Here is a 14,896-nt window from a genome sequence, read left to right as displayed (position 1 = left end):
AAGTCTGAGCCGTCAGTTACTGCTTAACGAACTCTTCGCCCTGGGCGATATCTTTCTTCAGCGTATCAAGCATGCCTGACAGCGCCTGTTGTTCGTAAGCGCTGAGGGTACCAATCGGCCTGCGTTCAGCCACACCGTTTTTACCCAGCAGCAGCGGCTGCGAGAAGAAGCGCGCATGTTCACCCTCGCCTTCTACGTAAGCACACTCCACCACATTAGCTTCACCCTTCAGCGCGCGTACCAGTGACAAACCGAAACGTGCGGCTGCCTGGCCCATCGACAGCGTGGCCGAGCCGCCACCCGCTTTGGCTTCCACCACTTCGGTGCCGGCGTTCTGGATGCGTTTGGTCAGATCGGCCACTTCCTGATCGCTGAAGCTGACGCCTTTAACCTGCGACAGCAGCGGCAGAATGGTTACGCCGGAGTGGCCACCAATGACCGGGACTTCCACCTGGTCAGGCTGCTTGCCTTTCAATGCAGCCACAAAAGTATTGGCGCGAATGATATCCAGCGTGGTCACGCCGAACAGCCGATTTTTGTCGTAAACACCGTGCTTTTTCAGCACTTCTGCCGCAATGGCCACGGTGGTATTGACCGGATTGGTGATGACACCAATCAACGCTTTAGGTGCCGTTGTGGCAACCTGTTCGATCAGGTTACGGACGATACCTGCGTTAACGTTAAACAGGTCGGCGCGATCCATACCGGGCTTGCGTGCGACACCAGCGGAAATCAGTACCACATCGGCACCCTGTAAGGCAGGCGTGGCGTCTTCTCCACTGAATCCCTGAATAGCCACTGCGGTAGGAATATGGCTAAGATCAACGGCAACACCCGGCGTAACCGGCGCGATGTCATACAGTGAGAGTTCTGAACCTGCGGGAAGCTGGGTTTTGAGCAGAAGTGCGAGCGCCTGGCCTATGCCGCCAGCGGCACCGAGAACGGCAACTTTCATTCTTAACTCCTTATTAAGGTGGGGCAGAGATGGGCCGAAATTCTATCTGTGTCAGACCTTAATCAACTGCTCAGGCGATGATAAATATCCGTTGTTAATTCTACGTGTTTTCACACTTAATCTCCGGATTCAAAAGTTACTTATCATTGCACCTGAATGACCGACAACTTTGCCGTCGTCAGACAGAGAACGGCTACGTGCGTTTTCTGTTACTACACCACCAATAATATAACAACTTTGCAACCTTCGCCTTCCGGGGCTGTGACGCGTGTTTTGGTCTGAGCGGATTTATTTGCTATTATCGCCGCCCGCTAGCCGCCCGGACGCTGCTCATCAATCGAACGATTGCATAAAAATGCATATAAATGCATAATCACCACTCTGCCGCGGGCGGATGCGCGGTTATTCTCTCTATTTATTGGTAACCTATGCGAAACCCATCGAAACAAGACGATCTGGTTAAGGCTTTCAAAGCCTTATTAAAAGAAGAAAAATTCAGTTCCCAGGGCGAAATTGTTCAGGCGCTTCAGGATGAGGGCTTTGAAAATATCAATCAGTCCAAAGTCTCGCGGATGCTGACCAAGTTTGGCGCAGTGCGCACCCGGAATGCCAGGATGGAGATGGTTTATTGCCTGCCCGCTGAGTTGGGTGTGCCGACCACCACCAGCCCGTTAAAAAACCTGGTACTGGATATCGACTACAACGATGCCCTGGTGGTGATTCATACCAGTCCCGGCGCAGCACAGCTGATTGCACGTATGCTGGATTCACTGGGTAAGTCGCACGGGATTCTGGGTACCATCGCGGGTGATGACACAATCTTTATCACCCGCGCGCGCGACTTCACCGTTAAGCAGCTGCACGGTGCCATCCTCACCCTGTTTGAACAGGAACTCTGATCGCGGACTGACGACCGGCCATCATGCGCCAGATCGTCAGTTCGTTCTCTCTGCTCACCCCTTTCCACAACAGTTACCCGCTCTGGGTAAGTAATAAGCCTGCTTTTACACGCCCGGCTGTTGGTCAGATCGATAACTCTGCTTCACTTTCTGCGCTATTTTACACTGCTTTACATCACTGAACCGGCACCATTGCCCGGATCCAGATCAAACTCCAGCCCGATACACCTCCACTTTCGCACTAAAAGTTAAAGTGATCTATCTCACTGTTTTTGCAATTAAAAGTGGCTTAAAGGTTACTTTTTATCCTTTTTTTATAACGTTAAGTTATTAAAAGTAGCCATAAGGATAAAGAATCACAAAAAAACATTATTAGCGGGGTATTAATTTCTTCCGTTATTAGTTCTATACTTCTTTTCGTGATGCAAATCACACTAAATAAAAAGATAAAAATAGACGACGAGGAAAAATCTATGAACGTAAAAACTACTATTGCTACCCTGAGTATTCTCTCAGCCCTATCATTTGGTGCTGTGGCAGCAGAATCTATTGATGCGTCACAGGCACAGAATCTGCAGGCTGTCGGCACCATCAGTGTCAGCGGCGTGGCGGGTTCACCGATGGATATCAAACAGAAACTCAGCGACAAAGCCGATCAGCAGGGCGCAAAAGCCTATCGCGTGATTGAGGCATACAACAACGGCAACTATCACGCTACCGCCGCACTGTATAACTAAGGCCTAACCGATAATGCCATCTGCTCTCTGTCTGACGCGCCCTTTTGCGCTCCGGAGAGCTGAAGCAGAAATTTCAGGAGAGTTGACCATGAAAATGAAATTAGCTATCGCTGCACTGAGTCTGGCATCCCTGTTCTCAGTGGGTGCTAACGCCGCCAGCCTGGTGTCCAGCGAACAGGCACAGGGTCTGCAGCCAATGAATCAGACCATCAGCATTGGTGGACGAAATGGCGACCAGACGCATATCCGTCAGGTGCTGTCAGAGAAAGCGGATGCCCAGGGCGCGAGCCACTATCGCATCATCGAAAACAACCAGGATAACACCTGGCACGTTACCGCTGAGCTTTATAAATAATTAACCGTGATGACGCCTGAAGGGCGTCAGAAGATATCGACGACCCGCCTTTACGAGTAACCGCAGGTTGTTGAATGTATTGAGGAGATAATCATGAATATCAAAACAACCATCGCTACAGTCAGTCTGCTTTCCGTCATGGCGTTCGGTGCATCAGCCGCACAGCTGGTCACCGGCGATCAGACGCAGAACCTGCAGCCTGCGGGCACCGTAACCATCAGTGGAACCGCGGGATCGCCAATGGATTACCGCGCTGAGCTTTCTCAGAAAGCGGATGAACAGGGTGCCAGTGCCTATAAAGTTATTGAGGCGCGCACCGGCGATAACTATCACATCACCGCACAGCTTTATAAGTAATTCCTCGTCAGATGTATGACGAACCCTTTGGCCCCGCTCGCCGGGGCCTTTTTTCATCTGACGTTTTATCTGACGTTAAAATGAAGCTGACCTTCCAGCTCCTCTTCCGCTTCATCAAATAACAGAATCAGCGCGCCATAACGCCGTCGCTGTCCCCTGCCCAGATTAACAAACTCAATCTCCAGCGGCAGCGGTAACAGATCGCCCGTCACCACATCCCATAATCCATCCAGATCGCAGATGCGGCGCTCCTCCAGCGCAAATCGCTCGCTGAACTGGCGGAAGAAATGGGCCTGATCGACAATTTCATTAAAATCAAAACGCTCGATTTTCATGCTGACGGCTCCCATGCTCCGTCTGCGGGCGACCTTCGCCGCCCGTTACTGTCCGCTAGCTCAAACCGCCCAGGTGCAGCGCTTTGACCTCCAGATACTCTTCCATGCCAAGAACCGAACCTTCGCGGCCCAGCCCCGACTCTTTTACACCACCAAACGGCGCCAGCTCGGTTGATACGGCACATTCATTAATGCCGATCATGCCGCTTTCCAGCGCGGCTGAAACACGGAACACCCGCTGCAGATTCTGGGTGTAAAAGTATGCGGCAAGGCCGAACGGCGTATCGTTAGCGCGGCGGATGACGTCATCTTCATCATCAAAGCGGAAGCAGGCAGCCACCGGACCAAAGGTCTCCTCCTGCGCGAGCTGCATCCCTTCGTGCGCCTCAGTAATCACAGTGGGCTGCCAGAAGTTGCCACCCAGCGCATGTCGCTCGCCACCCGCCAGTAATTTACCGCCTTTTGCTACCGCATCATTGACGTGCTGCTCAACCTTTTCCACCGCCGATGCCTCAATCAATGGCCCGACAATCACGCCCTCTTCCATGCCATTGCCCACCTTCAGCTTGTTCACTTCGGCAGCCAGCTGCTGAGTAAAACGATCATAGATAGCATTGTGAATGTAGAAGCGGTTTACGCTGACGCACACCTGACCCGCATTACGGAATTTGTTGGCAATAGCGCCCTGCACGGCGGCATCAATGTCGGCATCGTCAAACACGATATAAGGGGCATTCCCCCCCAGCTCCATCGATACTTTTTTCATGGTTTCGGCAGCATTGCGCATTAGCAGCTTGCCCACCTGGGTGGAGCCGGTGAACGAGATTTTACGCACCGCTTTGCTGGCCATGATGGCATCGCTGATGGCATGGGTATCACCGGCTACCGCATTCAGTACACCATCAGGCACGCCTGCCTCCTTCGCCAGCGCCAGCAGGGCAAAGGCGGAGAGTGGGGTGTTATTGGCGGGTTTGATAATGCCGGTGCAGCCGGCAGCCAGAGCTGGCCCCAGTTTGCGGGTCAGCATCGCCATCGGGAAATTCCACGGCGTAATGGCAGCCACAACGCCAATCGGTTCGCGGGTTGCCAGAATACGGGAGCCGGGTTTAGCTGGCGGGATGATCTCACCATTGGTCCGCTTCGCCTGCTCTGCGAACCACTGAATAAAACTGGCGGCGTATTCAACTTCCCCTTCCGCCTCTTTCAGGGGCTTGCCCTGTTCGGTCGTCATCAGCTGTCCCAGCCAGCGTTTGTTCTCAATGATAAGCTGGTACCAGCGAGTGAGAATTTCAGCGCGCGCTTTTGCAGTCTGCGCCCGCCAGGCGGGAAATGCGCGCTCCGCTGCGGCGATAGCCTGTTCCGTTTCAGCTTTACCTGCTTTTGCCACCTGTGCAATCACCTCACCGGTCGCCGGATTGGTCACGTCAAAGGTAGAGGCCGCCTGATGCCACTGGCCGTCCGCTAAATAGCCGGTCCGGAACAGTTCGCTCTCTTGCAGTGATTTCATTGATTCGCTCCTGTCAGTTTTGCTCTTCCGTCTGGAGAGTATAGTTGGCAAAAGCGACAGATTTTGTGATGGGTGGGGATTGCGCAGGCCGCTGCAGGTCACAGCGGCCAGATTCAGATTTGGATGAGCGTGTTCTGGTACTTATCCAGCATCATAGCCAGTCGTTTTACCGGTTCCGTTACGCTGGCGGGTGCCTCGTAGTGGGCCAGTTTTTCCTGATAGACATCCAGCTCTTTCAGCAGACGTTCAAAATAGTAACGCCGCTTGTCATCGCTGCTGGCGGAGATCACCCGATCAGCGGTGTAACGCAACTGCCGGTGATAAGCAGAGAGATCGGCATTCACCGGCACTTCTGCGTCGCGTAACCGCTGATGACCGATGATCAGCGTCAGGGCGATGCGATATTTGTTGATATCGCCCGGAAACAGGTTGAGCAGCAGAAACAGTTGCTGATAGAGCGCTGGCAGATGGTTTTCACGCCGGCGCGCCTGATTGGTCGTCATGGCAGAGACAGCCGCATACATAAAGCGGTTCAGTAGTTTGCGGCCGGTGCGCGCTTTTGATTTATCACGAATCAGCAGGATCACCATCATCGCCACGAAGCAGCCGATGACCTGGCCCAGAACGTTATCGAGAAAGACGTTAATGTGGAATTCCATCGGATTATCCAGCACCAGAACGTTAAGGGTGCCAATCAATGCCCCCAGCGTGCCGAGCTGACGTCGCTGAATGAAGATACCACCGATAAACCCTAGCAGGCCGATGGCGATGCAGAGCAGCAGCGCACTCTGCTGCGTCGCCGGAAGAACATACATAAAGTAGAGCGCGCCCAGCGGAACCGCAACTGTCATGCCGTAGAGAAAGTCCTTTGCCATCATCAGCGGGTTGGGCATACGCATCGCCAGTGCGGTGATGACAGCCAGCATGACCATGCAGCCACTGCCAGAGGTCCAGCCGGTATAGAGCCAGAACAGCGAACCCAGTGCGGTCGCCACAAAGGTACGGATACCGTTGATCATCGCATGATGCGTTTCAGCGGAACGCGCCTGGATCACCACCTCGCGCTGCAGAATCTCCTCTTCCAGCGAGGTGATCCGGCTATTACTTTTGATCCCTTTCAGCAGCAGCAGATATTCGGTAGCAGTGCCTACCCAACTGGCCAGCGTGACCGGCGTTGATTTGCCGCTGGCACCAATCACCCGCCGCATTACTTTCATCCGCTTATGCACCTCTTCAACGGTCGAGGCTGGTTTTTCGACCATCAGGCGATACTGGGGCGGGATGTAATCAGGACGGGAATTCTGGATCAGAAAGGTTTCGGCTGCCTGTGTAATCAGCGTCAGTGACAGCGTATTGAGCATCTGCAAACGGCGATTGCTGTTCTTCCAGCGTGAGGACTCCATCATCAGCTGGCTGCGCATGCTGTTCAGCGCCGTGGTGCGCCTTACCAGCGCGCTCCAGGCTTTATCGACCTCTTCTTTATCACCGTGTGCGACGCAGAGTTGCAGCAGGTTATAGTGTGCCACCAGCAGCGAATCGACCTCAGCGTCGATCACTTTTTTAATCGAACGGGGTGAGAAAATCATGTCGGCCAGAATGGCACACAGAATGCCGAGTACGATTTCACTGCAGCGCTCTACCGCATATTGTGGCACCAGCGTCAGACCGCCGCTGGCGTTAGCCGTCACCACAATAATCAGCGCGGTGTAGCCCGCCAGTCCGAGCGCGTAAGAGTTTTCTACCTTGATCAGCGAAGAGAGCCAGACGCAGAGTCCCGCCCAGATGCAGCACAGCAGCAGCATCACGACCGGCGCACGCACAGTGGCGATCATGATGGTCAGCGCGGCGATACAGCCAATAAATGTCCCGATAATACGCAAAACGCCGCGATAGCGTAGCGCCCCTGAATAGGGATCACCCCCGGCAGCAAACGCGGTACCGCCAGCCACGATACCGGCGGTCATCACCGCCCAGCGCGGCGTTTCAAGGTTAAAGTGAAAACCCACCATCAGCGCTAATACCAGCGCAAAGGTGAGCTTTACCGGGAACCGAAGGAACTCGATCATATCGCCCTCTTAACCAAACTCACGCAGGCGATTAAACAGTCGGACCATCGGTGAAACCTGTTCAGGCTGACGATCGGCCTGGCCGGTGATCACCACTGTCGCTGTCGTGCCCGCCGGGAAGCGATTGCCGGGCTGCTGATCAAGCCGGATGCGCACCGGCACACGCTGCGCCAGACGGACCCACTCCAGATTGGAATCTACCGTGGCCATGCCTTTGCTGTCGACCGAGCTGCTGCTGTTGGTAACGCCAGCCGCCACACTGTCCACGGTGCCGCGCAACACGATGTTGCTGCCAAGTGGGGTCACTTCCGCGCGGAAGCCCTTCTCCACGCCGTGCAGTTTGGTCTCTTCCAGGTAAGCCAGCACATAGAAGGAGTGCTCCTGAACCAGCGCTACTGCAACCGAACCACGGGTAATAAACTCACCCTGGTAGACATTCAGGTTGGTGACCCAGCCATCGGATGGCGCTTTCACAGTGGTGCGCTCAAGGTCGATCTTCGCCAGATCGCGTGTCGCCACCGATTTCGCCAGCTGATGTTCGCTGGTTTGCAAATCGTTATTGGATTGCTCGATAGCCTCGCGTGACATTGCGGAGGTACCCAGCTGGTTACGGCGCCCGGCTTCGCGACGTTTCTCACTGACCAGCGCCTGGTAATATTCAACATCCGCCTGCGCCTGATCGAGCGCTTTTTGATAGCGCGGCCGGTCAACCACAAACAGCGTATCGCCCTTCTTCACCAGCTGGTTGTCGTGTACCGGAACCTCGGTAATCAGGCCAGTGACGTCAGGGGAGATCGCCACCACGTCAGCGGCGAAACGCGCATCACGGGTCCAGGGCGATTCGGTATAGAAGACCCAGGCACGGAAAATAATGACCACTGCGATAATGACCAGCAGGATAGTAATCGCGTAGCGCGCGATTTTTCTTATGAGTGCTTTCACTTAAACCTCAGACTAATAAACGGGAGACAAGGTAAAACACACAGCAGTAAAGCGCTGTATTAAAAAGTGCCGGATGCCAGACAAGATCGTAGATACCGCTCGGCGTAAGCACGCGTTTCACTAACCAGAACAGCATCAGTGAAATAATAAGTTCGATGAAAATGGGCGGAAAAGAGAGCCCAAACATGACAAATACCGGAAGCACACTCATCACAAATCCTTAGTTCGACCTTGCCGGGATACTCATGCCTCTTCCGATGTCGCGGGAAAACCCTCTGCAAGCGTTATCCGAACCGCAGCTGGCTTAATAATAGCGTATCATCGAAGGGTATCAGGCAATGAAGAATCACCGGGAAATACCCCGGCGCGCTTATAATAACGCGCCTGACTATAAGTTTTCTACAGAATGTGATCTAAATCACTTTTAAGCCAGAGTAAATAATGGAACGACTGAAAGGCATGTCTGTCTTCGCTAAAGTGGTTGAACTGGGTTCGTTTACCGCTGCGGCGCGTCAGCTTCATCTGAGCGTCTCATCAATCAGCCAGATCGTCGCGAAACTGGAAGATGCATTGCAGGTTAAACTGCTGAATCGCAGTACCCGCAGTATCGGCCTGACCGAAGCGGGCAAAATCTATTATCAGGGCTGTCGCCGTATGCTGGCCGAAGCGACGCAGGTGCATGAGCAGCTTTACGCTTTTAACAATACGCCCATTGGCGTACTGCGAATTGGCAGCTCCTCTACCATGGCGCAGAACGTGTTAGCCGGCATGACCAGCGATATGCTGCGGGAATATCCGGGGCTGAGTGTGAATCTGGTCACCGGCGTTCCGGCCCCGGACCTGATCGCGGATGGCCTGGATCTGGTGATTCGGGTGGGAGCGTTAAAAGATTCCAGCTTGTTTTCGCGTCGCCTGGGTGCGATGCCGATGGTGGTGTGCGCCGCAAAAAGCTATCTGGCGCAGCATGGTACGCCGGAGAAGCCGGGTGATATCGATAATTTTTCCTGGCTGGAATATAGCGTACGGCCCGACAACAATTTCGAACTGATTGCGCCGGAAGGATTAGTGACACGCCTGGCTCCGCAGGGACGTTTTGTGACCAATGATTCCCTGACGCTGATTCGCTGGCTGAAGTCGGGCAATGGCATCGCCTATGTGCCGATGATGTGGGTGATTGATGAGATCACCGCAGGCGAGATCGATATTCTGTTTCCGCAGTATCAGTCCGATCCGCGCCCGGTCTACGCGCTCTATACCGAGAAGGATAAGTTACCGCTTAAGGTGCAGGTCTGTATCGATTATCTGACCGGCTATTTTGAACAGGTGGCTGAACAGTATCAGCAGCACCGTAAAAGTTAACAACCCGCCAGGCGGCGGGTTGTTGGGGTCACATCAGGCGGTGCCGCCGATGGTCAGTTTATCCAGCTTCAGGGTCGGCTGACCGACACCGACCGGCAGGCTCTGCCCCTCTTTACCACAAACGCCGACGCCTTTATCCAGCGCCAGGTCATTACCCACCATCGAGATCTGCTGCATCGCTTCGATGCCGGAACCAATCAGCGTTGCGCCTTTAACCGGTTTGGTGATTTTGCCGTTCTCAATCAGATAAGCCTCTGAGGTTGAGAAGACAAATTTGCCGGAGGTGATATCCACCTGACCGCCACCAAAGTTCGGCGCATAGATGCCATACTCAACGCTTTCAATAATATCCTGCGGCGATGACTTGCCAGCCAGCATATAGGTGTTGGTCATGCGCGGCATCGGCAGATGCGCGTAGGATTCACGACGTCCGTTACCGGTAGGGCTAACCCCCATCAGTCGCGCATTCAGCTTGTCCTGCATGTAGCCTTTAAGCACACCATTCTCAATCAGCATGTTGTACTGACCGGGCACACCCTCATCATCTACCGCCAGTGAACCGCGCAGCCCTTCAAGGGTGCCGTCATCTACCACGGTACAGAGGTCAGACGCAACCTGCTGACCAATTTTACCGCTGAACACCGAGGTGCCACGGCGATTGAAGTCGCCTTCCAGACCGTGACCGACCGCTTCATGCAGCAGCACGCCCGGCCAGCCCGCACCCAGCACCACCGGCAACGCACCAGCAGGTGCGGCCACGGCGGAGAGGTTCACCAGCGCCATACGCACCGCTTCACGCGCCCAGGCGTCAGCGCGGACTTCGCCATCTTCATCTGCCAGGAAAAACGCATAACCGGTGCGCGCACCGCCGCCGCTTGCGCCGCGTTCACGTTTGCCCTGATCTTCCACCTGTACGCTGATAGAGAGGCGAACCAGCGGACGGACATCTGCCGCCAGCGTGCCGTCAGTCGCGGCTACCAATACCTGCTCGTAAACGCCGGTCAGGCTGGCATTGACTTCCTGCACGCGCGGATCAGCAGCACGAGCCACTTTATCAACGCGATGCAGCAGGGCAATTTTATCTTCACGTGTCAGGCTGCTCAGCGGGTCGACCGCCTGATAGAGCGAACGGTTCATCACGGCAGAAAGCGTGTGCGCCTTGCCATTTCCCTGTTCGCGTACGATGCTGCGTGCGGCTTCAGAGGAGAGACGCAGTGCATTCAGCGTGATCTGGTCGGCATAGGCGAAGCCGGTTTTCTCCCCGCTGACCGCACGCACGCCCACACCCTGATCGATATGGTAGGAGCCATCTTTAATGATTTTGTCTTCCAGCACCCAGGATTCGTGAAAACTGGACTGAAAATAGAGATCGGCATAATCCAGACGACGTTCTGAAAGCTGCCCTAACAGGGAAAATAGGTCCTGCTGATTAATGCCGTTAGCAGTCAGTAACTGCTCACTTACCAGGTTCAGAGTCATCGTTTCTCACTCATTATGTGCTCAGATAATCATAGCCTGCGGTAATTCCGGTACGGCGTCAAATTCACTTGTTGTCAGTTTCACGCGGTTTACGCAGCACTTCATTGATTTCCGGTTTATCCAGCGGGCCACTGATGTGATAACGCAGCAGCGATATCCTGTTCCACAACGGCGCCAGAACTTTACTGGCGGCAAACACCGCCGCGCCAATTACCGGATTGATGGCAAACGCTGTCGCCACACCAACCGAGGCGGATATTTCCGGCGCAACCACCGCTTCCATATCGATCTGACGCTTCACCAGGTCGAGATTACCCTGCATCGCGATGTCCGCTTCCAGGCCATCCACCAGCAAATTATCGGTGCGCATCATGCCGTTTTCGATCCAGGCCGTGCCGTTAATCGAGTCGAAGTAGAAAGAATTGGTGAAGGTGTCGCTAAAGTCGAAGCGCAGTTTGCGCAGTAGCGCATCAAAGCTCACCAGCCGCAGGATTTTTCCGGCTGCACCGGTATTCACATCGGCGATCTGGCCTTTGCCAAAGTGGGTCTTCAGGGTACCGCTCAGCGTCTCTGCCGAGGGCTGCCAGGGAGCAGAGCGCCAGTGCAGGTCATAGGCAATATCAAATGGCGCATCGCGCAGCGGCGTGTTGACGCCAAACCAGTTGGTCGCGTTATTAATATTCGGGCCTTTCAGCGAGCCCTTCAGCGAAGTGCGCTGGTCGTCCTGGCGGTTAACCCATTCCCCGTTGATTTTCAGCTGTGAACTGCCAGTATCCACTTTTCCGTTAGTAAGCGCTAACGTATCTCCGCGGGGTTGCAGCATCGCGGAGACCTGACCATATTTCTGACCCAGTACCCAGCACTCTTTACAGCGCAACTGTAAAGCGGGCCACTGGCTGAAATTAATGGTCGTGGCTTTTTGAGGTGGCGCTTTGCCGCCTTTGCCTTCACCGTTATCCCACTGCGGGTTGTAGTAAAGGTAATCCAGGTTCACCTGCCACGGTGCTTTCGGTGCCATTGCCAGCGCACCACGCAGCTCTTTAGCCCTGACGCCGACCTGGCCCTTGCCGCCTGCACTCTGAGCCAGTGTCGCTTCAACCTCATGCCATTGCTGCCCGGCCAGGGTGACCGCCGGGCTGCGAAGCGTGATATTGCCGGGCAGCGTGACGCCACCGGTTTTGAGGCCGCTGCCGCCGCCTGACTCGCTGCCCGCGGATGCTCCCCCTGCGGCCATCATCGCCACCCAGGCCTCGCCATCCAGCGCAGGCAGGTTCAGCACCATGCCGGGATGATCGGGCAGAGCAGGTGTTTTCTGCGCATCATTCAGCCAGATGCCACGATCGACGCGCAGCGTCGGCTCCAGCAACCAGCGGCTGTTAAAGCGATGGTTTGCATCAACGCTGCCACTGAGATCGAAATGGTGCAGGTCGCCACTGGCCTTGATTGCAACAAGCATCGCCTCACCGGCCTTCTTATCCAGCGGCGCAGGTAAGTGACTACTTACTTCTTTTGCATTACCGTTCAGCGTCACGTCATAACGCGCGCCGCCATGATGGGGCAGCGTAATATTGACGTCGCCCTGCCACGGCAGATTTCCGCCCAGCTGCTTGCTGACGGCTGCAGGAAGCTGGCTGATTTTAGCGGGTTGCCAGTCGCCCTGAAGTTTGACGTTCACGCCAAAATCGTCCGGATTCTCTTTGGTGCTGAAACGCACGCCCATTGGCTGACCAAACCAGTTCGCGCGCAGATCCTCACTGGCCAGATTTCCGTTGTCGTAACGGAAGCGCCCTGAGAGATTGTTAATGGTGGTTTTTAATGGTTTGATAAACAGCGAATTATTGTTCAGGTCCACATTGCCACGGGCGTGAACCTGCTCACCATCCAGCGGGATATCCAGATTCAGGTGGCCGCCGACGCGGCCTTTGATTTCCAGCTGCTCCAGCGCGGCACCCAGTGAAGGTTTCAGCGGAGTCTGCCCGAAATAGTCCGCGATCTGCTGGCCTTCACCACTGATATCACCCTCAATGATCAGTTTTTCTTTCAGGTAGTCGGGGATCACCGCAGTGACGTTGTGCGCGTCCACCTCGCCCAGTTTCGCCACTGGCGCTTTCATCCAGAGACCGTCATTCAGGAAGTTAAGGTCGATATCGAGATTGCTCAACGCTGGCCATTTGGGCTGAAACGCATAGGTTGCCTGGCGAAGCGGCACCCAGACCTGGAACATGCCATCATTATGCTTGAACGGGAACAGCGCCGGATTACCGGCAAACAGCAGTGTGGCGTTGTCCACCTTGCCCCCCTTCACTGCCCCACTCAGATAGTGCGTCAGGCTGTTCCCCATCAGCGGCACCGGGAAATAGCGCCAGGCATCGCCCGCATCGGTAAGCCGGATACCGGCCAGAATATCCAGACGAGGCTCACCGCCGCTATTCTGCTGGTAGCTGAAGTCGCCGCGCGCCCAGAGCGAGCGAGCCTCCAGGTCAAGATTTTCGCCCGCCAGCGTGAGGCCATGATCATCATTCAGCCAGCGCAGTGCACCGGTCACCCGCTTAATCTCTAACGGAGCCTGGAACATGTCGCCGTAGGGAACGGTCGCCGCCCCCATATCAACACTGACCTGACCATTGCTCAGGCTGCCGCGCGCTTCCCCGCTTAAATGGCTGATGCCCGGCAACAGTTTCCAGTGCTGCCAGCTGAAATCACGCCACTTCACCTGTACGCGGGTTTTTTCAGGCTGCTGTAACGGAATATCCAGCGCCAGGCCATCGATGGTGCCCTGTGGCTGCAGCGTCTGCCAGTTTTCAAACAGCGCCGGAGAGAGCGGCGCAAACAGCGGAACGATCGGCGCAATATGACTCAGCACCAGCTGTGTGGCACGAACGCGCACTTCCGGCTGACCATCCGGTCCCAGCATCTGCTTATCTTCAGGGCGCCATAACAGAGAGAAGTGGCCAGCGGGCCAGGCGTGGCCGTCGGTGCTGAGCCGGGTTTGTGGCACATTGACCACCCAGCCATTCTGGAAACGTGACAGATGCGCGGTCAGCCCATCGACTTCAATGCGGTGTCGTCCGGTCTCGCCCTGCCAGCTGGCTCCGCCCTTGCGCAGCAGCAGATCGCCGGCATAGATGTCGCCATCGCGCAGGTTAACCCAGGCCGCCAGGCTAAATCGGGCGCTATCCAGCCGGGTATTGTCGCGCACCCAGCGGCCCAGCCACGGGCGCATATCGACGTCGTCGGCCTGCATCCAGATACGGCCATCATTGAGTAAACCGTTGCTGTCGTTAAGATCAAGCCGCACCTGGACCACGCCGTGCTGGCCGGTGAAGCTCGACAGACTGACTTCGCCTTCGGCCCGGTGGCGGTTATCTTCATTGACCCAGGTGAGGCGCGGGATCGCCAGCTCAGCATGCTGACCGGAAGGGGTGCGGAAACGGATGGTGCTGTCACGCAGATCAAAGTGGTCAAACTGACGCAGGAAGAGTTCGTTAATCTGCGCCGGACGGAAGCTGTTTTTCTCTTTGTCGTTGTCGAGTAAAGGACGATTAGTATCGAGGTGCAACTGCCAGAAGGTCAGATCGCGAAACTGCCACCGCCAGTGCAGCAGGGACTGCCAGACGTCGAGAGCCAGATTGATACGTTTGATAGTGAGTTTGCCGTTCTCATGCAGATCGACGCTAAGATCGCGAATCTGCAGGGTTGGGCCAAAATTCTCCCATTTACCCTGTAACTGGCTGGCGTTGACCGGCACGCCGCTGCTGTCGGAGATGTATTGCAGAAGGTTGCTGCGATAGCTGTCGAGATGCGGCATCACCAGACGCAATCCGCTGACCAGCAGCGCGACAATCACGATGATTGCCGCGACCAGCAGTAACAAAATCCTCGGCAACTGCCTCACTCACGCCTCT

13 protein-coding genes are annotated in these 14,896 nt (G+C 55.3%); 5 read left to right on the top strand and 8 right to left on the bottom strand.

The features are described 5' to 3' along the window. Positions 1-16 precede the first annotated feature (16 nt). On the bottom strand, positions 17-955 hold the full coding sequence (gene mdh, locus FOV68_RS12815) for a malate dehydrogenase (protein WP_010699812.1): 939 nt from the start codon (positions 953-955) through the stop codon (positions 17-19). Between the two features lie 428 nt (positions 956-1,383). On the opposite strand from mdh, the gene argR reads away from it, so the two are divergent. From argR to yhcN (FOV68_RS12795), 4 genes are all read left to right on the top strand, one after another. Further along, on the top strand, positions 1,384-1,854 hold the full coding sequence (gene argR / locus FOV68_RS12810; protein ID WP_010256080.1) for a transcriptional regulator ArgR: 471 nt from the start codon (positions 1,384-1,386) through the stop codon (positions 1,852-1,854). A gap of 473 nt (positions 1,855-2,327) precedes the next feature. Beyond that, positions 2,328-2,591, top strand: coding sequence for a peroxide/acid stress response protein YhcN (gene yhcN, locus FOV68_RS12805; protein ID WP_022623941.1), 264 nt, complete (start codon positions 2,328-2,330; stop codon positions 2,589-2,591). Positions 2,592-2,679: 88 nt separating this feature from the next. After that, positions 2,680-2,946, top strand: coding sequence for a YdgH/BhsA/McbA-like domain containing protein (locus tag FOV68_RS12800; RefSeq protein ID WP_031592724.1), 267 nt, complete (start codon positions 2,680-2,682; stop codon positions 2,944-2,946). A 93-nt stretch (positions 2,947-3,039) separates the two neighbouring features. Next, the gene (yhcN, locus tag FOV68_RS12795) at positions 3,040-3,303 is read left to right on the top strand and encodes a peroxide/acid stress response protein YhcN (RefSeq protein WP_010256072.1); all 264 of its coding nucleotides are present in this window, start codon (positions 3,040-3,042) and stop codon (positions 3,301-3,303) included. A gap of 65 nt (positions 3,304-3,368) precedes the next feature. Here yhcN (FOV68_RS12795) and FOV68_RS12790 read toward each other — a convergent pair whose 3' ends face one another. From FOV68_RS12790 to aaeX, 5 genes are all read right to left on the bottom strand, one after another. Beyond that, the gene (locus FOV68_RS12790) at positions 3,369-3,638 is read right to left on the bottom strand and encodes a hypothetical protein (protein ID WP_010256069.1); all 270 of its coding nucleotides are present in this window, start codon (positions 3,636-3,638) and stop codon (positions 3,369-3,371) included. Positions 3,639-3,693: 55 nt separating this feature from the next. Next, complete coding sequence (locus FOV68_RS12785) at positions 3,694-5,145, bottom strand: NAD-dependent succinate-semialdehyde dehydrogenase (protein WP_033780631.1); 1,452 nt, start codon at positions 5,143-5,145, stop codon at positions 3,694-3,696. A 113-nt stretch (positions 5,146-5,258) separates the two neighbouring features. Beyond that, a complete protein-coding gene (gene aaeB, locus FOV68_RS12780; RefSeq protein ID WP_010256064.1) occupies positions 5,259-7,211 on the bottom strand; it encodes a p-hydroxybenzoic acid efflux pump subunit AaeB in 1,953 nt (650 codons plus the stop codon). A 9-nt stretch (positions 7,212-7,220) separates the two neighbouring features. Further along, positions 7,221-8,153 (bottom strand): p-hydroxybenzoic acid efflux pump subunit AaeA, encoded by a 933-nt coding sequence (aaeA, locus tag FOV68_RS12775; protein ID WP_031592721.1) that lies wholly within the window; start codon positions 8,151-8,153, stop codon positions 7,221-7,223. Between the two features lie 7 nt (positions 8,154-8,160). Beyond that, positions 8,161-8,364, bottom strand: coding sequence for a p-hydroxybenzoic acid efflux pump operon protein AaeX (aaeX, locus tag FOV68_RS12770; protein ID WP_010256058.1), 204 nt, complete (start codon positions 8,362-8,364; stop codon positions 8,161-8,163). Positions 8,365-8,594: 230 nt separating this feature from the next. Here aaeX and aaeR point away from each other — a divergent pair, with 230 nt between their 5' ends. Further along, positions 8,595-9,512 (top strand): HTH-type transcriptional activator AaeR, encoded by a 918-nt coding sequence (gene aaeR / locus FOV68_RS12765; RefSeq protein ID WP_010256055.1) that lies wholly within the window; start codon positions 8,595-8,597, stop codon positions 9,510-9,512. Positions 9,513-9,545: 33 nt separating this feature from the next. On the opposite strand, the gene tldD is transcribed toward aaeR, so the two are convergent. Together tldD and yhdP are read right to left on the bottom strand one after the other, a co-directional pair. Next, positions 9,546-10,991: a metalloprotease TldD gene (tldD, locus tag FOV68_RS12760; protein ID WP_143991026.1), complete on the bottom strand. Its 1,446-nt coding sequence runs from the start codon at positions 10,989-10,991 to the stop codon at positions 9,546-9,548. A gap of 64 nt (positions 10,992-11,055) precedes the next feature. Next, positions 11,056-14,886, bottom strand: a complete 3,831-nt coding sequence (yhdP, locus tag FOV68_RS12755) for an AsmA2 domain-containing protein YhdP (protein ID WP_143991025.1) — start codon at positions 14,884-14,886, stop codon at positions 11,056-11,058. Positions 14,887-14,896 lie beyond the last annotated feature (10 nt).

The organism is Pantoea sp. paga (assembly GCF_007558755.1).
Lineage (GTDB): Bacteria > Pseudomonadota > Gammaproteobacteria > Enterobacterales > Enterobacteriaceae > Pantoea > Pantoea agglomerans.
The sequence above is the reverse complement of the archived record's forward strand: the minus strand, read 5'-3'. Positions and strand labels throughout refer to the sequence as shown.